Annotated in this window: 17 protein-coding genes; 10 read left to right on the plus strand and 7 right to left on the minus strand. The window is 39.3% G+C overall.

Features of this window, described 5'->3' with window-relative positions; genetic code table 11:
* Positions 1-2: 2 nt before the first annotated feature.
* Both DV942_RS08235 and DV942_RS08240 read right to left on the minus strand, forming a co-directional pair.
* Positions 3-698, minus strand: coding sequence for a PspC domain-containing protein (locus DV942_RS08235; RefSeq protein WP_186462455.1), 696 nt, complete (start codon positions 696-698; stop codon positions 3-5).
* Between the two features lie 19 nt (positions 699-717).
* Positions 718-1,407: an SDR family NAD(P)-dependent oxidoreductase gene (locus DV942_RS08240; protein ID WP_145856742.1), complete on the minus strand. Its 690-nt coding sequence runs from the start codon at positions 1,405-1,407 to the stop codon at positions 718-720.
* A gap of 147 nt (positions 1,408-1,554) precedes the next feature.
* Here DV942_RS08240 and DV942_RS08245 point away from each other — a divergent pair, with 147 nt between their 5' ends.
* The 8 genes from DV942_RS08245 (at position 1,555) to msrA (ending at position 7,935) form a co-directional block, all read left to right on the plus strand.
* Complete coding sequence (locus DV942_RS08245; protein WP_090981566.1) at positions 1,555-2,289, plus strand: MlaE family ABC transporter permease; 735 nt, start codon at positions 1,555-1,557, stop codon at positions 2,287-2,289.
* Positions 2,289-3,041, plus strand: a complete 753-nt coding sequence (locus DV942_RS08250) for an ABC transporter ATP-binding protein (protein WP_090981564.1) — start codon at positions 2,289-2,291, stop codon at positions 3,039-3,041. The genes DV942_RS08245 and DV942_RS08250 overlap by 1 nt, the downstream gene beginning before the upstream one ends.
* Before the next feature lie 20 nt (positions 3,042-3,061).
* Entirely contained in the window at positions 3,062-3,307 is a 246-nt protein-coding gene (vapB, locus tag DV942_RS08255) for a type II toxin-antitoxin system VapB family antitoxin (protein ID WP_145856744.1), read from the plus strand.
* A complete protein-coding gene (locus DV942_RS08260; protein ID WP_145856746.1) occupies positions 3,307-3,693 on the plus strand; it encodes a type II toxin-antitoxin system VapC family toxin in 387 nt (128 codons plus the stop codon). Before vapB ends, DV942_RS08260 begins: the two co-directional genes overlap by 1 nt.
* The gene (locus tag DV942_RS08265) at positions 3,694-4,575 is read left to right on the plus strand and encodes a class I SAM-dependent methyltransferase (protein WP_145856749.1); all 882 of its coding nucleotides are present in this window, start codon (positions 3,694-3,696) and stop codon (positions 4,573-4,575) included.
* 88 nt (positions 4,576-4,663) lie between these two features.
* Positions 4,664-5,713 (plus strand): hypothetical protein, encoded by a 1,050-nt coding sequence (locus DV942_RS08270; RefSeq protein ID WP_145856751.1) that lies wholly within the window; start codon positions 4,664-4,666, stop codon positions 5,711-5,713.
* Between the two features lie 67 nt (positions 5,714-5,780).
* Positions 5,781-7,193: a hypothetical protein gene (locus tag DV942_RS08275; protein WP_145856754.1), complete on the plus strand. Its 1,413-nt coding sequence runs from the start codon at positions 5,781-5,783 to the stop codon at positions 7,191-7,193.
* Between the two features lie 202 nt (positions 7,194-7,395).
* A complete protein-coding gene (gene msrA / locus DV942_RS08280; protein ID WP_145856756.1) occupies positions 7,396-7,935 on the plus strand; it encodes a peptide-methionine (S)-S-oxide reductase MsrA in 540 nt (179 codons plus the stop codon).
* Positions 7,936-7,937: 2 nt separating this feature from the next.
* Here the strand turns inward: msrA and DV942_RS08285 are convergent, their stop codons facing one another.
* The 5 genes from DV942_RS08285 to DV942_RS08305 all read right to left on the minus strand — a co-directional run bounded on the left by DV942_RS08285 (position 7,938) and on the right by DV942_RS08305 (position 16,042).
* A complete protein-coding gene (locus DV942_RS08285; RefSeq protein ID WP_145856758.1) occupies positions 7,938-9,026 on the minus strand; it encodes an acyl-CoA dehydrogenase family protein in 1,089 nt (362 codons plus the stop codon).
* A gap of 22 nt (positions 9,027-9,048) precedes the next feature.
* Positions 9,049-9,669, minus strand: coding sequence for a nicotinamide riboside transporter PnuC (pnuC, locus tag DV942_RS08290; RefSeq protein ID WP_145856760.1), 621 nt, complete (start codon positions 9,667-9,669; stop codon positions 9,049-9,051).
* A gap of 330 nt (positions 9,670-9,999) precedes the next feature.
* Positions 10,000-12,879, minus strand: coding sequence for a DNA gyrase/topoisomerase IV subunit A (locus tag DV942_RS08295; RefSeq protein WP_145856762.1), 2,880 nt, complete (start codon positions 12,877-12,879; stop codon positions 10,000-10,002).
* Between the two features lie 781 nt (positions 12,880-13,660).
* Positions 13,661-15,343, minus strand: coding sequence for a PNGase F N-terminal domain-containing protein (locus DV942_RS08300; protein WP_145856764.1), 1,683 nt, complete (start codon positions 15,341-15,343; stop codon positions 13,661-13,663).
* Positions 15,344-15,553: 210 nt separating this feature from the next.
* A complete protein-coding gene (locus DV942_RS08305; RefSeq protein WP_090981543.1) occupies positions 15,554-16,042 on the minus strand; it encodes a cytidine deaminase in 489 nt (162 codons plus the stop codon).
* Positions 16,043-16,188: 146 nt separating this feature from the next.
* On the opposite strand from DV942_RS08305, the gene DV942_RS08310 reads away from it, so the two are divergent.
* Both DV942_RS08310 and tamL read left to right on the plus strand, forming a co-directional pair.
* Positions 16,189-21,177, plus strand: coding sequence for a translocation/assembly module TamB domain-containing protein (locus DV942_RS08310; protein ID WP_145856766.1), 4,989 nt, complete (start codon positions 16,189-16,191; stop codon positions 21,175-21,177).
* Complete coding sequence (gene tamL, locus DV942_RS08315) at positions 21,161-23,476, plus strand: translocation and assembly module lipoprotein TamL (protein ID WP_145856768.1); 2,316 nt, start codon at positions 21,161-21,163, stop codon at positions 23,474-23,476. Before DV942_RS08310 ends, tamL begins: the two co-directional genes overlap by 17 nt.
* The last annotated feature ends 2 nt before the right edge of the window (positions 23,477-23,478 follow it).

Genomic DNA, 23,478 nt, shown 5'->3' on the forward strand with positions numbered 1-23,478 from the left:
CTTTAAACTTGAGGGTTAGCGGATGTTGAATGATCGTCTGTTTTAACCGGTGATGCAGGTTCGTTTTCTACTATCGTTTCAGAAAAATCGGCTGTTTTTTGTTTTTCAGCTTCCTGTTGGTGCTGAAAAGCTGCCCAGTCATTTTTTCTTTTTGATTTGGCTATAATACTTATGCCTAACGCGATAAATATCAGCGGCCACAGGTACCTGAATAAATTACGGAGACTAAACCAATCAGGTATAAAATCCATTTCACGCATCAGGAAAAAACAGCCAATTACCAGTAATACCAATCCGCCTATAGTACGGCCGGTATCATTAGATTTATTGAATTTACTAAAATCAGGCTGGGTTTCGAAAGGTGTTTTCGGCGTGCCGTCTACCGGCTGGGTCCAATTCTGGTTTGCCTGGCTATTGGGAACTGCATAAGGGTCGGTTGTTCCAAACGGCTGTGAATTTGGGTTTTTATTACCAAAATAGTCATTAAATCTGGAAAACCTTGCTGCCGGATCATTGTTAACCGGAACAATAATCCACATGATGATATAGGCAATTAAGCCACCTCCTGCCATAAATATGGCCGATAATGCAAATAACAACCTGATTATGGTAACCTCAACCTGCATATAATCTGCAAGTCCCGAAGCTACACCGGCAATCATCTTATCGTGTTCGTTTCTAAAAAGCTTCTTTTCCATAATATTGTTCATTTTGTGTTTAAAAATCGAGCGGAGTAATTAAAACCTCATCGACATTTACCCCTTTACTTAAGTTCAAAATGGTAAATAATGTTTCTGCAATATCTTCAGGCTGTACAAATTTTTCATCTGGAATTGTTGTGCCTTCCCATGATGAAGTTTTGGTAGCGCCTGGCAAAAATGCTGTTACTTTAACATCGTGAGGTGCCAACTCTTGCCGCAATACATGATTAAGACTCAACATCGCTGCTTTTGTTACACTATAACTTCCGGCATTTTTTGCAGGCACCTTACTTGCCACTGAACAAATGTTGAATATGTGGCCCTGCTTGGCTGAGCGCATTTTTTTTCCAAAAAATTTGCTCAGATAATAAGTGGCATTTGTATTTAAATGTTGTTGTTTCTCAAAGGTTTCGTCATCCTCGTCAAGCATACTGCCGGGAAAAAAGCCGCCTACATTGTTGATTAAAACGTCTACCTGATTGAGATTAATTGTAGTCGAATTTAAAAAAGCATATACTTCTTCTTTAACTGAAAAATCTGCCGCGTGGATAAAAACAACATTCCCATAAGGGGTTAACTCTTCCCGAAGTTTATTGAGGTCGCTCAAGCTCCTCGCTACTAAAATTAAATCGTATCTGTTTTGGGCAAGTTTAGCCGCAATAGCTTTACCAATTCCCTTAGTTGCACCGGTTATTACCGCTTTCATTATTTATGGTTTAATTTTTGTTAACAAAAAACCATAATTATATTCAAAACCACGAATATTTTTGTAATTAGCAAAGCGCTCCAACTTTTTTATCGTTTCTTTGTAGTAGTATAGAATGATCATTTAAATTAAGCAAATATATACGGAATGAATTTTACCAATTTCGGCAGATACATCCTGCTACTTAAGTCTGTATTCAGAAGGCCGGAAAAAATGAAAATTTACCTGAAAGAAATCGCCAAACAGATGGATTATGTTGGCGTTGGCTCTTTAGGTTTAATTGCTATTATTTCTACTTTTATCGGCGCAGTAATGACTTTACAAATTGCTTTCCAGTTGGTTAGTGATTTTATTCCAAAAACCATTATCGGCTCTGTGAACCGTGATTCGAGCATACTGGAATTGAGTCCAACTATTAGCGCGATTGTACTGGCAGGAAAAATCGGTTCGGCCATTTCATCTGAAATCGGTTCTATGCGGGTTACCGAACAGATTGACGCATTGGAAATTATGGGTATTAATGCGCCAGGATATTTAATTCTTCCTAAAATCATTTCGGGCATTACCATGGTACCCATGTTGGTTATTATTTCGATGTTCTTAAGCATTACCGGTGGTTATATCGGCGGTTCGGTTTCCGGCGCAGTAACACCAGCAGAATATATTCAAGGTATTACCACCGATTTTAACCCTTATACCATTACCGTTGCCCTGGTAAAAGCATTTGTATTCGGATTTATCATCACGTCCGTTCCGGCGTACGAAGGATTTTATGTTCGCGGTGGTGCACTTGAAGTTTCTCAGGCCAGTACAAGGGCTGTTGTAATTAGCTGTATTTCTATTTTAGCTTGCGATTATATCGTGACCCAATTGTTATTGTAATGATCGAAATTAAAGATATTTATAAGTCATTCTCTGGAAACGATGTATTAAAAGGCATTTCCGGAAAGTTTGAAGAGGGTGTAACCAACTTAATTATTGGCGGTTCCGGATCGGGAAAAACAACCTTGCTAAAATGTATGGTAGGTTTGCACCAGCCAGATTCTGGATCAGTATTGTACGATGGCCGCGACTTTACACCTATGACCTATGAACAGCGTATCGAGGTACGTAAAGAAATTGGCATGTTATTTCAAGGCTCCGCCCTGTTTGATAGCATGACGGTTGAAGAGAACATCATGTTTCCTTTAAACATGTTTACTGATCAAAGCAGAAAGGAAAAGCTTGAAAGAGTTGATTTTTGTTTGGAAAGGGTAAACCTGGCTGGAAAAAACAAATTATTTCCGGCAGAATTATCTGGTGGTATGAAAAAACGTGTGGGTATTGCACGTGCCATTTCGATGAACCCAAAATACCTGTTCTGTGACGAGCCCAACTCGGGCCTGGATCCGAAAACTTCCATCGTGATTGATGAACTGATCAAGGAACTTACTGAAGAATATAAAACCACCACCATTGTAGTAACGCACGATATGAACTCTGTAATGGGGATTGGCGATTACATTCTGTTTCTGCATGAAGGAAAGAAATTCTGGGAAGGCAGCAATAAGGAAATTGCCCATACCGACATTCAGGAACTGAACGATTTCGTATTTGCCAGCCGCTTCATGAAAGCCGCAAAAGACAAGTTTTAAGAAAAATCGTATATTTGTATATGACTACGGCAACTAAAAATATCATTCACAAATTGGAAACCTTACCAGAAAACATGGTAAACGAGGTAGAAGATTTTATTGATTTTTTGAAAGCCAAACATTCGAAGAGCTTCCCTAAATCGGCAAATGAACAGGCAAATATTGTTGAAGAGCCGAAAAGCTTGTATGGTGCTGCAAAAGGTACAATTCTTTATATCTCTGATGATTTTAATGAGCCATTAGATGAACTAAAGGATTATATGTAATGCGTTTTTTATTAGACACCCACATTTTTTTATTTTTTATCAATGGAGATTATTCTATCTCAAAAAAGGTAATTGATATCATCAACAATCATGATTCAGAAAAATATATAAGTGTAGTAAGCATCTGGGAAATTACGATCAAACTTAATATTGGGAAGTTGAAATTAAAAGATGATATAAATTCTATCTATCAGTTGCTTGAAAAGCATGGTGTAAAAATACTGCAACCATCTAAGAGCGATTTTATCACCTACTTTACATTACCTTTGATACATAAAGACCCATTTGATAGATTAATTATTTCGCAAGCACTTACAAATGATTTAACCTTGATAACTGACGATCAATACATTGTCAATTATCCAAATTTAAAGTTATTTAATTAAATGATACAATTACTCGCCCCCACCCACTGGAAAGATTATGAACTGATAGATTGCGGGGATTTTGAAAAATTAGAACGTTTTGGAAACGTAATCCTGATCCGTCCTGAACCTCAGGCGGTATGGAAAAAAACATTATCAGAACAGGATTGGAAAAAAACTGCCAATATTACTTTTAAAGGCCGCTCGGCAACTTCCGGCGAATGGGTTAAAAAAAACCAATCCATCCCAGACCGTTGGCACGTAGAATATAAAAATAATGAAGTTGCCATTAAACTCCGCTTAGGTTTAACCTCATTTAAACATGTGGGTGTATTTCCGGAGCAAGCCGTAAACTGGGATTTTATTTCCTCATCAATTAAAAATTTTAAAACACCACAGCCTAAAGTTTTAAATCTTTTCGCCTATACTGGTGCGGCATCGCTAATTGCAAATGCAGCAGGTGCAGAAACTACCCACGTAGATTCGATTAAACAGGTAGTTACCTGGGCAAATGAAAACCAGGAACTTTCGGGATTGAAAGATACCCGCTGGATGGTTGAGGATGCGCTAAAATATGTAAAGAAAGAACTAAAAAGGGGCAAGAAATACAATGGCATTATCTTAGACCCACCAGCTTATGGCCACGGCCCCAATGGAGAGAAATGGAAACTGGAAGATCATATCCAGGAAATGATGCAAGATGTTGTACAGTTATTAGATGAAAAAGAACACTTTCTTATCTTAAATACTTACTCGCTGGGGTTCTCTTCCGTAATTGTTGAAAATTTAATCCGTACTTCTTTTCCCGCGGTTAAAAACCTCGAAACGGGAGAACTTTACTTACAGGCTACTTCCGGCATTAAGTTGCCATTAGGTGTTTTTGGCAAATTCTGTAATGTGTAAATGTTGATTACTTTATTTTAAACTACCAGATTTCCGCCCTACTTTCATCGGTCCGGAAAAGACTAAATTTTAATTATCTAATATATCTATGAAATTCCCTCAATTAGCAGGCACCGTAATACTTGGTTTTGCCGCAATAAGCTTATTTGCCAACTGCAATTCAGACAGTAAAGGCGGAAGCAGCATTGGTAAAATCTTCTCCACCGATACCACCAAAAAGAAGACAGACTCAACCGCCAATGTTATGAAACCGGTTGATCCAAAACTTTACGATTCATTGGTTAAAAAACTGGCAAACGGAGATACTACAGGCAAATGGCCGGTAAAAAAACAACCGTACCCTTTGGCTGGGGCAATTTTACCTTTTAAACGTATCGTTGTTTATTATGGAAATCTGCATTCAAAAAAAATGGGTGCGCTGGGCGAATATGCACCTAAAGAAATGTGGCAACGCCTGAATGCTGAAGTTAAACACTGGGAAAAAGCTGATCCATCTACGCCTGTACAACCAGGGTTACATTATATTGCTGCTGTAGCTAGCGGAACACCAGGAAAAGATGGAAAATACATCAACAGGATGGGCAACAAACAGATTGATTCTGTTTTGAAAATTGCTAAAATGCAACCTAATACCATCGTGTTTTTAGATCTTCAGGTCGCTTTAAGTACCATAAAAGCAGAATTGCCACACATCGAAAAATATCTTGAACTGCCTTATGTACATTTAGGTATCGACCCGGAATTTTCAATGAAAGATGGTTCATTGCCTGGCAAGAAGATTGGCACATATGATGCGGCAGACGTAAATTATGTGACACAATACCTGGCCGATATTGTTAAAAAGCATAATCTGCCTCCAAAAGTATTTGTATTGCACCGCTTTACAAAAAAGATGGTAACCAATTCAGCTAACATAAAACTACGTCCGGAAGTGCAGGTGGTGATGCATATGGATGGGTGGGGTGAACCTGATTTAAAAATTGGCACCTACCGCCACTTTATACAAAGCGAACCAGTGCAGTTTACTGGTTTTAAGCTATTTTATAAAAATGATCTGAAGAAAGAACCAAAGCGGTTAATGACTCCTGAAGAGCTGTTAAAACTTACGCCAAAACCTATATATATTCAATATCAATAATATACCGAACGCCTGTGAATGAGATCACGGGCGTTTTTTTAATTTAACCATATAATCCGCTCTCAAAATGAAAAACCTTATTGCGCTTACATTATCTTTATTTATAACTTATTCTTCTGGTATTGCCCAAGAATTAAAAAAATCCAAATCCTTAAAAACGGCTCTGGAACAATCCTCGTCATCTAAAAAACCAGTATTGCTAATTATAGAGGTATCTGGTTTAGCCAAACCAACAGATTTACCCCCAAATGCAAAAATCATTTTTAAATCTGCTCTAGATGAACCAGAAGTGATAAACAGTATTAATGAGAATTTTGTCGTTTATAAAACCATAATGTCGGATACTAGTGTGCGGTCAATCATTAGGGAAGCAAATGTAAAATCGTTTCCGGCATTTGTATTTATTCGCACTAATAGAGATGTTTTCTACAAAGATTTTGGAAATTCTACCGATCAAAAGAAATATATTTCAATGATCGAAAAGGCACTTTTGGCTTCAAAAGAGGAATCAATATCTGATCTGGAAGCCCAATTTAATGCTGACAAAAACAATAATACGGTATTAAGAAAATTAATCGACACCAGAAAAAAGATTGGCATTACAAATAATGCACAACTTATTGAGCAATATGCCAACAACCTAAAAATTGGAGACTTTAGCGACTACCAAAATGTACTGTATATTTTGGAAGCTGGCCCATACAGTGATGGGAACGCCTATAAGCTGGCCAGTACCAACCGGAAGATTGTTGACAGTTTGTACAGAACAGAACCTTTACAGCGAAGAATTGCAATTAATAACGCAATTATTTCCAATACGATTGCTGACGCAGCAAAGAACAAAAATACGTTAAGGGCTATGTCAGCTGCTTCCTTTGCCAGAAATACATGGACAAGAGATTACAGAAGAGGAGAGCAAGCATATAACACGCAGATTTTATGGTATTATAGCACCGTAAAGGATACCACTAATTATTTGAGAACTGCTAGTTATTTTTATGATAATTTCTACATGAATATTGGTGCAGATAGCATAAAAAAAATTGAAGCTAACGACCGGAAAGCGCTATCACAAAAACAAATTGCTTCGATGCCCAACCAAAAACAAATCTCAAAAGAGAAATTGGATAGTTTACAAAAAATTTACGGCAAAACAGTTGTCACACAATCGGTAGTAACATTCGGTTCAACTTCTAACAGCTATGCTAATGAATTAAATAATGCCGCTTGGAAGTTTTATCAGATTGGGACTAAAAATCTAAATTATCTGAGTAAAGCCATGATTTGGAGCAGAAGATCGATTGAATTAAATCCCATTGCAGGATATTACGATACTTTAGCTCATATCCTTTATCGTTTAGGTTATAATGAAGAGGCAATTAAAACTCAAGAAATGGCAATAGACAAAGCGAAAATCGAAAAATCCTCAACAGCTAACCTAGAATTAGAATTGAAGAAAATTAAAGCCAAAACGCTTTAGGCAAAACTAACCTTTTTAATGCAAGAAGACTTGCCGTTAAAAAGTTAGTATATAGATGCACTTTCCATAATTTTAACCTTAAGTCCATTCCAAAAAGCACCTGATTAAAAGAATAATTAGCATATAACCAATCTTTAATATCAAAAAAATGTCTTTTTTTGATTAAACTAAGAAATTGGAATAGATTTTATATATGTAGAATATGCAAATAGCAACATTTGGCGGAGGCTGTTTTTGGTGCACCGAAGCCGTTTTTCAGACTTTAAATGGGGTAAGCCAGGTTACTTCGGGCTATATGGGAGGAGAGTTAAAGCATCCAACTTATATGGAAATATGTAATGGTGATACGGGACATGCGGAGGTCGTTCAAATTACATTTGACGAAAATGTGATCACATTCAACGAGCTTTTATTAGCATTCTTTAAAACACATAATCCAACAACCTTAAACAGGCAGGGGAATGACGTTGGTACACAGTACCGTTCGGTAGTGTTTTATGAAAATGAAGATCAGAAAAAACAGACGGAGAAAATGATCGCGGATTTAACAGAACAACATATTTTCGATAAGCCTATTGCTACAGAAGTGGCTCCCGTAGCTGAATTTTATGAAGCAGAAGATTATCATCAAAACTATTATGGCAATAACCAGTCAAAACCATACTGCGCTTTTGTAATACAACCTAAACTGAACAAGTTTATTGTAGATTTTAAAGATCAGGTCAAACCAGGGTTATTGTAATATTAGCTTTCGAAGGTAAGTAAGGCATGTTGGCTGGCCGTATAAAGATCCCTCCAAACCCTATTGATTTCCGATTCTTTCTTTGCCGCCTCTAACCCACAGTATGGAAACAACTTGGCTGCTAATTTCCAACAGGCATGGGCCAATTTACGGCTGTTTAAGCTTACCTCGTTTAACTTGTCATCTCCAATTTTACCTTTATTCATTAATTCATCCCATGATTCATCAAAAGAAAGGTAAAATTGCGTACGTAGGCTTAACAATTCAGCTTTGCAGTCGTTAAGCACACTGTTAAAAGACAAAATCTGCGATTCGCTATATCTCCCAAGTCCAGAACGGGCATAAAAAGATTGTTCAACCAATCTGACAAAATGATTGGTCATTCCCAAACTATTTACGGTTAAGGTAGTTTCTGCGAGTTGCAAAAAGGGGTAATCAAACCCGCAATCGGTCACTTCAATTTGTTGATTAATTTTAAAGGTCCGGTTTTCGTTCACACTTAAATTACAAACTTCAAATGCATGGCTTCCTGTGGCTATTAAACCGAAGTACGACCAGCCTGGTAAAATATTCACTTCCTCCCTTTTGAGGATAAATGACTTTACTTCCGGCGATCCGTTGTCATCCAAAATATCATCACCGCTTTCATTTTTGAGGGTACAATTGGCGGTAAATATAGTGGCATGTAATGCACCGCTGGCATAACTCCATTTACCATTAAGCAGATAACCTTCCTGAGTTTTAACCGCTACTCCACCAACAGCTCCACTTCCTGCAAAACAAACTTCACGCTCAGCAAAGATCTCTGCTGCCAGTTCGGGATTTAAAAATCCGGCAAACCATCCCGCACCTGCACAAAGGGTAACGGTCCAGCCTAAACTTCCATCGGCTTCCGCTAATTCTTCTTCCAACCTTAAAATTTCCGGAAGTTTCTTCCCTGGCCCACCATAAACCTCGGGTACGAAAAGCTTAAACCAATTTTCCTGATAAGCAAGCTCTACAATTTCGGGATGTAGCTTGCCCATTTCTTCAGAAATTGCAGCATAAGGTTTAACTCTTTCCTGCCATGTAGCGTTTAATGTTTTGTTCATGATCGATTAATGCGAAAGATGATTAGGCTATGCTGAGTTTATTTTTGTTAATGATCTTTTTCCATTCAAAAAAACCAAATATGGCTACTATGAACAAAAATGTTGTTAAACAGGCCATGAGCGGAAGTTTTTTATGAAAGAGCAATGGAATGGCCACAATATTGGATATGTTCAGGAATATCCAGTTTTCGATTTTGCGCTTAGCTAACAACCACATGCCTGCCCATGCCGTTGACGACACAAAAGCATCAAAAAAAGGCACATCTGAGTCGGTATAATGCCTCAAGACCAGGAAAAGCAGTACGAAGCCGATTATCGAAATTGAAACTGCAATGATTAATTCATTGTTACCCGACCAAGATACCTGACTCTCACCATCCAGCTTTCTCTTTTTCCAAATAATCCAGCCATAAATGCTCATTACCAGATAATAAATACTCAAAAGCGTTTCAGCGTACAATTTTACGTTCAATAATAAAAACATGGATAGCAGAATCGAAATTATTCCGGTTGGATAAAGCCAGATACTATTCTTCTTCGCTAACAAAACTTCAGCTACGCCGAAACCTACGGCCAGCCATTCAATTAATGAAGTATTTAAAATCTGCTCCTGAAAAAGTTTAAACCAGTCTTGAAAACTCATTTACAATATTTGTCAAAATGATTGAAAACTGCTTTCAGGGCGAAACAGCAAGGTAAATGCTAACCTCTTTCCTACGTCGGTATTATCCGCATCAGGTTCATTTAAGGTGGAGGTTGGAAGGTGGAGGGGGAAAACCTTTTACCTTTCTACCTTTTACCTTAAAATGGGTATAATCTCAGCAAGTTGGACGCAATAGAAACTGCAATACCAAAAAGCACCCCTTTGAGCAAGGCAAATATAGGTTTAAAAATGAAATGTTTTGATCGAAATGAGAAGAGTTGTCAACTTTCCTGCCAACAGGCTACTAAAGTTGACAACTCCAGAATCTATTTAGAATAACCCCAACTGTCCTTTATCGTCTATATCAACATCATCTGGGTTGGTGATTTCGAAATCTATCTTTTTAACAGGTTTTTCATCTGCCTTGGGTTCATCGCTGGCTTTACCACTTTCCTTTTTAACTGTTCCAGGTTCTGATTTCGGTTTTTCTACTGCACCAGGTGTAACTTTTACTTCTGGTTCATCAGCCTTAGCCGCTGGTGCTTCCGTACGTTCAAACTTCGGTTTTGGCTGTGCTGCAGCAGGTTCATCGGGTACGGTCGGTACAGTTTCGTTACCGGTTCCCGCTTCTTCATTGGCAATTTCCGCATCAGGTATTGATTCCTCATCCCCGGTTTCTTCCACAGTAGTGTCTGCTGGTTCTTCAACAACTATTTCTGGTTCTTCTAACGCTACTTTCTGAACATCATGCGGAGATAATCTGTTACCGTTCGCTTTCAGTCCTTTAACATCAATCAGTTCCGACAGGGTTAAATCCAATGTTTCGGGAATCTGGGTTTTACCTTTTAAAACATCGACAATAACTCTCGCAGCCGGATTGGACGTCAGGTACAGCAATTTCGATTTCTGCTCTTCACTGATAAAAATGGTTTTCTTGCCATTAGCCTGCAGTTCGAACATGAAACGTTTGATAAAATAGTTTTGCGCTTTACCTTCAAAATGCACTGCTGCGAAAATCTGTTCAGGATCAAACTTCTGGATCAGGATCAAGCCATCATCAAAGTGATTGCTCAGTTCGAAAGAACTCAACTCATAATATCCATCTTTATGTACCTGTAAAATACGGTCATCCCCATCAAACTCGCCCAGATATTTTCCGCGTCCATCAACATTCAGTCGCTTCAATAGATCATCATACCAGATTTTCAGCCCCGATAAGGTAGAAACACCTTTACTTTTCAGAACGATTTTCTTAACCGGATACTTAGATACAATATTACCCTGCGAACCACGTCCTTTAATGGCCACTTCGGCAAAATCAAGATCGAACTGCAGCTTACGCAGTTTAGAATGCGGCTTTAGTGCTACATTGATCACTTCAGCTTCTCCATTTGGATTAGCGGTAAAATACAAAACCTTTGAGCCTTTCGATCCCTTGGTTAAATCATATTCTTTATCGCGTGTTACGCCAACCACCGCAAACCTTTTAATATAGGAAGTACCGCTCGCCCCATCCTTATAAACCATGTTATAAATAGTACGTTCGTCGTTCTTCTTAAAAACCTGCACATGGATAATCCCTTTACCCACGAAAGTTTTATCAGCTACTTTGGTAATGATGCATTTCCCATCCTCACGGAAAACGATTATCTCATCAATGTCCGAACAATCGGCAACAAATTCATCCTTGCGCAAGCCCGAGCCTACAAAACCATCAGCCCGGTTTACATATAATTTTACATTGGCTAAGGCAACTTTTGATGCTTCTACCCGATCAAACAAACGGATTTCGGTTTTACGTTCCCTACCTTTACCATACTTATCCTTCAGTTTCTGATACCAGGCGATGGCATAATCGGTAAGGTGTTTTAAATGATTTTTAACAACTTTTATTTCATCTTCCAGATTTTTCATCTGCTCGTCAGCTTTTTTCACATCAAAACGGGTGATGCTACTCATCGGCTTATCAATCAGCTTCTTAAAATCCTCAGGCAATATCTCGCGGTAAAGCGATGGTTTAAACGGTTCGAATAAAGCATGTAATACCTGAACCACGGTTTCAAAATTGGCAGAATTTTCATATTCAGGATTCTTATACATGCCCTCCTGAATAAATATCTTAAGTAAAGAACTAAAGAAAATTTTCTCCTGTAATTCGTGCAGGCGGATTTCGAGTTCTTTTTTTAGTAAACCCTTGGTGTGTTTGGTATTTTCAATCAGGATATCGTTCACACTTAAGAAGTGTGGCTTATCATCCTGGATGATACAGGTATTTGGCGAGATGGAAACCTCACAGGCTGTAAAAGCATACAGCGCATCAATAGTTACATCAGGCGAAATACCCGGTGCCAGGTGCACTACAATTTCTACATTGGCAGCGGTATTATCCTCAATCTTTTTGATTTTGATCTTGCCTTTATCATTGGCTGATAAAATGCTGTCAATTACAGATCCTGTTGTGGTACTGAAGGGTACTTCAGTGATGACCAGGGTTTTCTTGTCCTTTTCGGTTATTTTTGCACGCACACGGATTTTGCCGCCGCGCTGCCCTTCATTATAGTTCGAAAAATCAGCCATTCCCCCCGTAAAGAAATCGGGCAGGATATTTGGGCGCACGCCGCGCAATGCTTCCATCGATGCATCCAGCAATTCGATGAAATTATGCGGCATTACTTTGGTGGCCAAGCCTACCGCAATACCTTCTGCACCTTGTGCAAGCAACAAAGGAAATTTAACCGGTAGTGTAATCGGTTCATTATTACGCCCATCGTAACTCAATTGCCATTCAGTAGTATCAGGATTGAATACCACTTCGTTGGCAAATTTTGATAAACGCGCCTCAATATAACGCGGTGCTGCAGCGCTATCACCCGTAACCGGATCACCCCAGTTACCCTGCATATCAATCAGTAAATCTTTTTGCCCAATCTGCACCATTGCATCTCCTATTGAAGCATCGCCATGCGGATGATACTTCATGGTGTTCCCGATTACGTTAGCTGCTTTATTGAAACGGCCATCGTCCATCTCTTTCAGAGAGTGCATAATGCGGCGTTGAACAGGCTTTAAACCATCATTAATATGCGGAACTGCCCTATCAAGAATTACATAAGACGCATAATCGAGAAACCAGTTTTCGTATAAACCGTTGATTGGGGTTATGGTATGTTTGTGCTCTTCGTTTACGTTTTGATCTAATTCTTCACTCATTTATTTACAGAAATTGGCAGCTGTAAATATAATAAAAATGATGGCACAGCGTAAAGAGAGGTTATTCACATTTTGCAAAGTGCACCCATCCTATCGGCTGGTGGCTCACCTGCCGAAATTTAAATTTGTTTGTGTTGATTTGGAAAGCAGGGTCCTGTAAGTTGTATAAAGTGTGAATCCGGCTTTCCAATTCGATCTTTTTTTGCCCCACAAGCCACGCCCAGCCTACAAAAAAAGGATTTCCCCTGCAAGCCGGTTTAGATGGATAGTTTCGTGCTGCTATTTAGGGTGGCAAAGAGCAGAAAACAAATCGCGCCTTGGAAACTGGCAATAAAGAACAATTGCAAACATACCATCGAACTTATATTACCTTAAATGTCTTACATGTTAAAGGAATCAAAAAAGATCCTTCGCTGCGTTCAGGATGACAGATCTATTCTATCGGCTGGCGTCTCACCCGCCAGAATTTTAATTTACTTGTGTTGATTCGGAAAGCAGGGTTCTGTAGGTTTTTTGAAACGTTACTTCCGGCTTTCCGATTCGATCTTTTTTTTGCGCGCAAGCCATACTCAGCCTACAAAAAAAGATCTCCCCTGCAATCCGGTTTAGATAGATAGTTTCGTGCTGCTATTTAGGGTGGCAAAGAGCAGAAAACAGATTGCGCCTTGGAAACTGGCAATAAAGAACAATTACAAACATACCATCAAACTTATATTACCTTAAATGTCTTACATGTTGAAGGAATTAAAAAAAGATCCTCCACTGCATTCAGGATGACAGATCATTCCTCCCCCAGCAGCACACCCGAAACGTTCCAGGCACTAGAGCTACCGCCTTCAGGTTTGCCCATCGGGATGGTTACTTTTATGGTATGCTTACCCGCCTTTAAATCGCCCAGACTGATCCAGTTTGGATTGGTAACCGTACCCGGGCACCAATTAGAACGGCTTAAATCTGACGAAGAAAGCCCACTTTCAAAATTGCCCGAAGCAGGGTTGGATAAACGGTATGATCCGCAATCCTGCCGCCATGGGGTAAAAGCAAAAGCTTCTTTTCCATCTAACCAGATCGTATTTTTCCGGGGTACAAACTCGTCGCCATTACCCCAGCCACCATGTCCAGTGGTAATGTAACGCAATTTTGCATCTTTTAAATCCTTTGTTAAAGTAAAAGAAACCTCCAATCCCTTATCGCTGCTAAACATGGTCGCATACTCCTGCCCCGCCATTTCCATTACATTGGTGGAATTGAATAAAGGTAAAATCACTTCTTTCGCCAATTTCGGTCTTCCGCCGTTGTTTAGCGTAATATTCAGGGAAACCTGATGTCCGCCTTTATCATAATTTCCAATGAAAACAGCTACCCAGGCTTCTTTTCCGTTCATCAACGGAAATAACTCCGAAACATCCTGACGGTAATAAACTTGCTCCGCCCAGTTTTTATCTTTCAATTTTAAGGTATTGTATTTACCCACTCCAAAAGGCGTAAAAAAGCGCATCAGTTCAATTACCGGATCATAATCTGCCGTAGCCACTACGCCCTGGTATTTCTTCCCGTTTCCGTTATCATAAACAGGCAGTTCTTTAACCGAATTCTTAAGCGCATCCATCAAACTGATCTTCTTGTCAGTCGGGATAATAAATACTGAACCTGTCCTGTCGTAAGCATCACCGTTTGATTTTTCTGTTAAATCAACAAATACATTTGGGTTGACCAACGCCGGGAATTTAACTTTTCGGGCGATTACCGTTCCGCCGGCAAAGCGAAAAACAGAATCGTTTGATTGTGGTTTATCAACAAAATTAATGGTTTCGTTACTGAAAACATTTAAAGTGATAAATCTGCTTTTCCAAAGCAAATCTTTATAAGTTAATCCATCGGTTAGTTTAGCCAATATTTTTTCTAAGTCAATTGGTTTCACCTTCTTAACTTCTTCAATTTTTGTAGCGGTTATATAACTGTTCCCATTACGCACCTGTTCTAAAACCAGTCCGAGACCTTGCCCCAAACTTGTTGGCGCAGCTTTTATACCGGCATCGGCAGTATACCATAAATCGATACGGTTAGAATTTACCACCGTTGTTGCCCTTTGGCAGGTGTAGCCTAAAATTACCTTTGTCTCCGTACCCAACTCAAAAGCCTGCTTAGCAATTGCGGCGCTATCAGCAGTAGCAATCTGATTATCGACACCTAAATCGGCCAACTGATATAAAATCTGATCGGGCTTGTTTACAATGCTCTGTTCGTAAGGATATTTCGCCTTATGATTGAGAATGGCTGCATTGGTAATTAAGTTCTGCTTTGCAGAAGCAATAACTACTGCAGGATTCCGATCTTCTTTTGGCTTCCCATCAGCTGAACGGAAATAAGTAATTTGATAAACAGCATTACCCTTAAGTATACCCTGCGCATGCAGGTTAAAAGAAATAAAAGCAGAAAAAATGAGGGTGTAGAGGTATTTCATTGTGGTTAAAAAACCAAATATAGAGAATAGTTTAATAAGCGTTAATAAGCGAGACAACAACCAATAGCCTACGGCAGATCGTCATCACCAAAGCAAGGCGGAGTGTACAGATCTAACAAGACAGATTTAGCTTCGCTGAGCCTTCGGATTCTCGACTGCGTTGCACTCCGCTCGAAAGGACGACAATACAGAGAAGAAATACTTCCGCGACTAACGCTCCAACCGATCCTCAACAAACGCAAACGGTATCAAACTCTTTACACTGGGCACTTTTAAAACTTCTCCATTTAAACAGTAAAAAATTACCTCAATCGGTGCATTTTGTTTCCGCTCAAATTCTACCATTACCTGTAAGCAACCTCCACAGGAAGTTACTGGCTTTAAAATCTCAAAATTATCGGTCTGTGCCGTAATCGCCATGCTTTCTATTACCGCATCCGGATAGGTAGAACCAATACTAAAAAGCGCAACACGCTCCGCACAAAGTCCTGAGGGATAGGCTAAATTCTCCTGGTTGCTGCCTAAAATGATTTCGCCAGAGGCCAGGCGGATGGCAGTACCTACCCTAAATTTAGAATACGGAGAATAAGAGGTACGTAAAGCCTTTTCTGCGCATTCGCAAAGGGTTTTATCGGCCAATGTCAGTTCAGAAATATCAGCATACTGTTCAAAAGTTATATTAAGATTTATAGCATTCATTTTAATTGATTTGGAACCGCCAATGTTAAATTTTTACAGCGGGCGAACAATTTAGGTTATTTTTTGTATTATTTAGTAAACCTGCCTTAAAATTAATTTTAATGGCATGCTTTAGGCATTTATCTAAATACCAAACACACTTAGCTTTGAATAAATACGTACGCAAAAGTCTTAAAATTTTATTGTGGGTAATTGCTTCCATCATCTTTCTGGTGATTGGTGTGGCCCTTTCGCTAAATATTCCAGCTGTTCAGAATTTTGTTAAAGGAAAAGCGATAAACTATCTTAAAAATAAAACCAAAACCGAAGTGAGTCTGGAGAGTATCAAAATTGCTTTACCAAAAGATGTGGTTTTAAACAAGTTTTACATCCAAGACCTTAAAGGCGATACCTTATTATATACGGAGAAACTTTCAGTTGATATCAGTTTATTCAAATTGTTGAAAAACACGGTCGAAATCAATAACATTGAACTTAAAAATGTACGCGCCAATGTAAAGCGCATCGCTCCGGATACCACCTTTAATTTTTCTTTCCTGGTTGATGCTTTTGCAAGCGATCAGAAAAAACCGGAGGAGCAGGTGAAAAAAGACAGCACTTCTACCCTAAAATTCTCTGTAGATAAGGTCTCTTTCGAAGATATCGGCATTAACTACCGGGATGATGTTGCCGGTAATGATGTAAAGTTGTATTTAGGCGCATTCAAAACCAAAATCAAAGATTTCGACCTGGCCAATCAGCATTATATCATTAAAGAATTAAGCCTTGTAAATACTTCGTTCCGTTATCTACAACAAAAACCACTTGTCAAATTGGTACAGCACATTACCAACAGCGTTGATAGCGCTGAAAAAACACAGGGTAAGCTGCCATTGATAGAAGTACAGAATTTCGTTTTCAATCATGTAAAGGTCAACTACGACGACCAGATTTCGACAACAAAAGCAGTTGCCGATGTAAACGACCTTGGCCTGGTAAACCTGAAAGTAGATTTAACCAATAGTAAATATGCTGTAGATGATGCGCATTTAAACAAATCGAATATTCTTTTCGCATTTAAGCCGGTCCCAAGCAACGATTTAAAGAAAGTTAAAGATACCGTTGTTCCTGAAAAATCATCATTGGGATTGATGATCAAAAACATTAGTTTAGCCGATAACGATGTACAGTTCGACAACCTGGGTGCAAAACCCGCTACTAAAGGCATGGACTTTAACCACCTAAAAATAAACCAGTTGAACTTAGGCGCAAGCGATGTAAGCTATAGTGCAGCAGGCATAAAAGCCAATGTTAAAAATGGATCTTTAAAGGAAAAAAGCGGCTTTATCCTGGACGAACTGCGAGGCGATGCAGTGTATAATGATAAACAGATCAAGCTGAGCAATTTCATCCTGAAAACGCCAAATACCAGCATAGAAAATGCTACCGAGTTAAATTTTACTTCAATGGAGGATTTGACCAAACACCCGGAACGCGTAAAATTGAATATAGCCCTAAAAAATACTACCATTGGGTTAAAGGATGCCGGATATTTTAGTAATGCTGTACCGGCAAATTATCGCAACGAAAAAATAAAAATCAATGCTGATGTTAACGGCTACCTGAACGACCTAAATATCCCTAAACTACAGATCAGCGGTTTAAAAAACACACAGATAGATATTAGTGGAAAAGCGAAAGGTTTACCTGATGTGAACAAAACCTTTCTCGATTTAAACATCAAAAAACTTCATGTTACCAAAGGTGATATTCTGGTAGCTGTACCTAAAAAATCGTTACCTCCTTCAATTGAGCTGCCTAACGTAATTGATGCAAAAGGTAATTTTAAAGGTTCGATGACTGATTTTAATACCAACCTGAACATTAATACCGATATGGGCGGAGCTGTGGTATTTGCAAGCATGAAGGGCCCTAAAGGGAAAGAGCATTATAAAGCAGATGTGAGTTTAAATAATTTCAATGTAGGCAGGCTTTTAAAAATGCAGCCTAAACTGGGACGCGTTTCCGTTAAGGCCAATGTGGCGGGAACAGGCCTTGATCCTAAAAAAATCAATGCGAAGTTTAATGCCAAAGTTTTAAATGCTTATTACAATAAATACACTTACCGAAATTTAACACTTGCGGGAGATTACAGCAATCAGCGTATCAACATTAAAAGCAACATGCCCGACAGTAATGCCAACTTTAATTTAGACGCGAAAGTAAACCTTGCAGGTAAATATCCTGCGGTAAAAGCTGATCTGAATCTAAAACAGGTAAATCTGCAGGCGCTCAACTTCAGTCCGACGGTGTTAAGCGCGGCAGGTGTGGTAAAAGTAGACCTGGCTACTGCTGATGCCGATTACCTGAACGGATCGGTTGATGTTACTGGCTTACAACTGGTGAAAGATAAACAAAGAATTAATGTTGATACAATTTCGGTCCGGGCCAAATCTACCGCAACTGAAAACGAGCTGACACTGAAATCGGAAGTACTTTCAGCAAAAATCGACGGAAAATACCAACTGACCAAAGTAGGCAGCGCCATCATTAACGAAATCAATAAATATTATGCTTTTGGTACGGTTACAAAGGTGCCCGATCAACGTTTAAGATTTTTTGTCCAGGTGTATGATTCTAAGTTATTAAAGAACTTTGTGCCTGAGTTAACAGTATTCAAACCGTCACAGTTTTACGGACTGATTGATACTCAAAAAGACAGCCTGCAGATTAAAGGCAACTTTCCACAGGTTGTTTACGGCGATTTTAAAGTAGATACTACGGTGTTAAACATCAATAACGAAAACAATAAATTAGACTACAGTTTAACTGTTAAAGCACTTCAAAGCCCATCTGTTGCGCTTTTCAATACCGAAGTAAGTGGCGATGCTGCCAATAACAATTTAGGTGTTAACATTTTCTTGCGAGACAGGCAGAAAAAGGACAAGTATGTAATTGGGGGTAATTTCCAATCGATCAATAAAGATTTTAAATTCTCTTTAGATCCGCAGAAACTTTTGCTCGATTATCAGAAATGGGTAGTTTCGCAGGATAACTATATCCAATTTGGCGCTTCGGGCATATTGGTTAACCAGTTTCAGATCAGCAATAATGGTCAGTCATTATCTATTAACAGCAATCCCACCCAACCCAATGCACCTTTAAATGTAACATTTAAAGATTTCCAATTGGAAACCTTAACTAAATTTGCTGAAACCGATACAACTTTGGTTGGTGGCCGTTTAAATGGTACTGCAAATGTTAAAGATTTGGCCGGTACACCAAAATTTGAAGCAAACCTCACCATCGATCAGTTGCGCTATCAAAAAGATCAGTTGGGAACCTTACGCTTAGCGGTAAACAACAATACCGAAAATGCCTTCGAGGTAAACGTTGCCTTAACCGGGGTACATGAACTAAGGGTAAACGGATTTTATTATACTGCGCCTAAAAGTGCTTTGGATCTTACCGTGAATATTGATAAGATCGAAATGAAAAATATTGAGAGCCTATCTGCAGGCCAGCTTAAAAATGGAACGGGCACGCTATCAGGGGAACTAAGTGTTAAAGGTGAATTAACTGCTCCAAAAATATTGGGCGATTTAACTTTCAATAATGCAGGGATCAGGGTGGCATACGTAAACTCCTATTTCCGCATGCCCAACGAGAAAATTTCCTTCACAAATGAAGGGATTAGTTTTAACAACTTTACGCTGATCGATTCCTTAAATCAGAAGGCGACCATCAATGGAAAAGTTTATACCAGCAATTTCAAAAATTACCGTTTTGGTTTAGACATCAAGATGAACAATTTCAGAGCAATCAACTCGACCGCAGCTGATAATGACATGATTTATGGAACGGTATTTTTAACCAGCGACATTAAAGTACGCGGCGATTTGAACCAGCCTGACGTAAACATGAACGTTAGGGTGAACAAAGGCACAAAATTCTTTTTTGCCCTGCCATCAAGCGATCCTTCGGTTATTGATCAGGAGGGAATTGTGCAGTTTATTGATGCTGACGCGCCACCATTTAATGGCCAGAAAGCTTTGAAAGTTGATACCGTTAGTAAAGCTGCCATGAAAGGGATTAACCTGGTTGCTGCCATCACCATTGATCCCGAGGCAGAACTGAATGTGGTGGTAGATCCGTCAAATGGCGATGCCCTGAATATCAAAGGCGAGGCAGACCTCAATGCAACAATGGACCCAAGTGGAAAAATCAGTTTAACAGGCCGTTACGAAGTTATAGATGGTTCGTACAATTTATCAGTTGGTCCGCTAGGCAAAAAAGCGTTCAAACTGGTAAAAGGAAGTACCATCGTATGGACAGGTGAACCTACTTCGGCCAATGTGAACTTGACGGCATTATACGAAGTGAATGCGGCCCCTATCGATCTGATCAATGAGCCGGATAACATCCAGGCCAAAACCAAATTGCCTTTCCAGGTTTATTTGATGATGAAAGGAGAGCTATTGAAACCAATCATTTCTTTCAAACTTGATTTGCCGGAAAACGAGCGTGGTGCGTTAAATGGAACAGTATATACCAAACTGATCAACGTAAACCGCGATGAAAGCGAACTGAACAAACAGGTTTTTGCACTGCTGGCATTGAACAGGTTTATCGCCAACAATCCTTTCGAGAGTTTAGCCGGTGGCGGCGGTGGTGTTTCTACCCTGGCCAGATCAAGCGTGAGTAAATTATTAACAGAACAGTTAAATAACCTTGCTTCTGATTTAATTCAGGGTGTAGAACTGAACTTTGGCGTAAATTCATCAGAAGATTATTCTACCGGATCACTTCAACAGAAAACAGACCTGGAAGTTGGCTTATCAAAAAAACTATTAAACGATAGGCTTACGGTTACCGTAGGAAGTTCTTTTGCCCTGGAAGGACCGCAGGCACCGGGCGAAAAATCGACCGATATCGGCGGAAACGTAAACGTTGAATACGCTTTATCAGCCGATGGACGATACAGATTAAGGGCTTACCGACGCAACCAAAACGATGTAATTGTACAGGGGCAGATTATCGAAACCGGTTTGGGTTTCACCCTCGTAGTAGATTACAATAAATTCAGAGAGATTTTCCAGAAAAAACGCAACAGAAGAAACATTGAACAAAAACCTAAAAATGAGACAACTAATTAGACCAATTTTATTAGTACTGGCCTGCTTAGTTTGGGCTGCATGCAGCTCTACCAAATCGTTAAAGCCGGGACAACATTTATACACTGGTGCTGAAGTAAAGATTAATCCAGATTCTTCAGGTAAAATTGATGATGAGAAACAGGTAAAGCGCGATTTAGAAAGTAAGACAAGACCCCGCCCCAATAGTTCTATTTTAGGCATAAAGTTTAAACTTGGGATTTATAACCTCGCCGGAGAACCAAAAAAGCCTAAAGGTTTTAGAAACTGGTTACGGAGACAGGGAGAAGCCCCGGTCCTTCTTAACGAAGTTAAACTAAAATACAATAACGATGTGCTTACCAGCTATTTAATCAGCGAGGGTTATTTACAGGCATCGGTTACCGGAGATACGGTAGTAAAAGGTAAAAAAGGCAAAGCCGTTTATACTGCAGAAACGGGTAACCGATATAAAATAAACAAAGTTACTTTCCCTCCTGACACAGGGGTTTTAACCAAAATCATTAATCAAAACAAAAATAAAACCTTAATAAAGGCAGGCGACTATTACGATTTAGACAATTATAAAAACGAGCGTATCAGGATTGACAATGACCTTAAAGAGCAGGGTTATTTCTATTTTGGGCCCGATTATCTGATTATGCAGGTTGATAGCACGATAGGTAAAAACCTGGTAAACGTGAACATTAAGGTAAAAGATATTGCCCCTGATGCCGCATTGAAACCGTATACCATCAGGGATATTAATATTTATCCGAGTTATAGCCTACGTAGGGATACCATCTTAAGAAAGTTAAAGCCACTGGAATATCACGATTTCAGTATTTATGATGACCGGAATACTTTTAAGCCAAGGCTGTTCGACCGTCTGGTGTTTTTCCAAAAGGGTGAACCTTATAACCGTAAAGATCATAACCAATCGTTAAACAGAATGGTTAACATCGGGGCTTTCAGGGATGTCAGGGCAGAATTTTTACCGGTTGACAGCTTCAGAAATAATCAGTTGGACCTGAATATTTACCTTACCCCATTAAAGAAAAACTCATTGAGTTTTTCGGTTACAGGTACCAGTAAATCGAACAATTTTGTCGGGTCTGAAGTAAAGGTTACCCAAACTACCCGAAACCTGTTCAGAGGCGCAGAGCAATTGGATGTAAGTGTTAGTGGCGGTTTCGAAACGCAGGTTAGGGGTACCTCGCTGGGCCGGAACTCCTTATCATTTACAGCAGAGGGAAAACTAACCTTCCCAAGGTTTATTGTACCATTTTATAAGCCAAATAGCACAAACGCTTTTATACCGAAAACCATTGCTTCGCTTTCTTACCAGATGCTTAACCGTGGGTCTGAATATACCTTACATGCCATAAAAGGTGAGTATGGCTATAATTTTAAAGAGAACCAGTATAAAGAACATAACTTAAACCCCATCTCGATTAGTTATATTTCTACAGGTTTTCCAGATTCTAATAGAAGAGATAGCCTATTTAGATCAAATCCCCTATTAAGGAGTACATTAGAAAACCAATTCATTATTGGAAGTAATTATAACTTTACCTACACCAACCAGATGGAAACCAACCGCCGCAATAACGTTTATTTCTTCGGGGGTTTAGAAACAGGCGGTAATGTTTGGGGCCTATTTACGCCAACTAATGAGAAAGGACAAAAAACGTTATTTAATACACCACTAACACAATTCATCAGGGCTGAGGCCGATTTTAGGGATTATTATAAAATTAACCGCAACCTGATCTGGGCAAACCGTTTAAACCTGGGTTATGGTTACGCCTATGGTAATAGCAGTTCATTACCATTTGTGAGGCAATTTTTCGCCGGGGGTAGCAACGATATCAGGGCCTTTCCGGCCCGCACTTTAGGGCCGGGTACTTACAAAGTTCCGGATAATGCGATTTTTGCTGATCAGGGTGGCGATATTAAATTGATGCTTAATTCTGAACTCCGGTTTAAACTGGTAAGTGTGCTTTATGGCGCATTGTTTGTGGATGCGGGAAATATCTGGCTCAGGAAAGAAGATCTGGGAGAACCCGGAAAACCGGAAACAGCAAGATTAGGATCAGGTTTTAAGCTAAAAAATACCTTTAACGAGTTAGCTGTGGGTACTGGCGCCGGTTTACGTGTAGATGCAACCATTTTTGTTGTTCGTTTAGATGTAGCCTTTCCTGTGCGAAAACCTTATCTGCCTGAAGGACAAAGGTGGGTATTTGATGACATTGCCTTTGGCAATAAAGATTGGCGCAGACAGAATTTAATTTTTAATATAGGCATAGGATACCCGTTTTAATT

It is taken from the genome of Pedobacter suwonensis, assembly GCF_007833675.1.
GTDB classification, from domain to species: Bacteria; Bacteroidota; Bacteroidia; order Sphingobacteriales; family Sphingobacteriaceae; genus Pedobacter; species Pedobacter suwonensis.

Coding starts and splice junctions, on each gene's coding strand:
- DV942_RS08235 (WP_186462455.1), bottom strand. CDS start 698: ATGGAAAAGAAGCTTTTTAGAAACGAACACGATAAGATGATTGCCGGT.
- DV942_RS08240 (WP_145856742.1), bottom strand. CDS start 1,407: ATGAAAGCGGTAATAACCGGTGCAACTAAGGGAATTGGTAAAGCTATT.
- DV942_RS08245 (WP_090981566.1), top strand. CDS start 1,555: ATGAATTTTACCAATTTCGGCAGATACATCCTGCTACTTAAGTCTGTA.
- DV942_RS08250 (WP_090981564.1), top strand. CDS start 2,289: ATGATCGAAATTAAAGATATTTATAAGTCATTCTCTGGAAACGATGTA.
- vapB (WP_145856744.1), top strand. CDS start 3,062: ATGACTACGGCAACTAAAAATATCATTCACAAATTGGAAACCTTACCA.
- DV942_RS08260 (WP_145856746.1), top strand. CDS start 3,307: ATGCGTTTTTTATTAGACACCCACATTTTTTTATTTTTTATCAATGGA.
- DV942_RS08265 (WP_145856749.1), top strand. CDS start 3,694: ATGATACAATTACTCGCCCCCACCCACTGGAAAGATTATGAACTGATA.
- DV942_RS08270 (WP_145856751.1), top strand. CDS start 4,664: ATGAAATTCCCTCAATTAGCAGGCACCGTAATACTTGGTTTTGCCGCA.
- DV942_RS08275 (WP_145856754.1), top strand. CDS start 5,781: ATGAAAAACCTTATTGCGCTTACATTATCTTTATTTATAACTTATTCT.
- msrA (WP_145856756.1), top strand. CDS start 7,396: ATGCAAATAGCAACATTTGGCGGAGGCTGTTTTTGGTGCACCGAAGCC.
- DV942_RS08285 (WP_145856758.1), bottom strand. CDS start 9,026: ATGAACAAAACATTAAACGCTACATGGCAGGAAAGAGTTAAACCTTAT.
- pnuC (WP_145856760.1), bottom strand. CDS start 9,669: ATGAGTTTTCAAGACTGGTTTAAACTTTTTCAGGAGCAGATTTTAAAT.
- DV942_RS08295 (WP_145856762.1), bottom strand. CDS start 12,879: ATGAGTGAAGAATTAGATCAAAACGTAAACGAAGAGCACAAACATACC.
- DV942_RS08300 (WP_145856764.1), bottom strand. CDS start 15,343: ATGAAATACCTCTACACCCTCATTTTTTCTGCTTTTATTTCTTTTAAC.
- DV942_RS08305 (WP_090981543.1), bottom strand. CDS start 16,042: ATGAATGCTATAAATCTTAATATAACTTTTGAACAGTATGCTGATATT.
- tamL (WP_145856768.1), top strand. CDS start 21,161: ATGAGACAACTAATTAGACCAATTTTATTAGTACTGGCCTGCTTAGTT.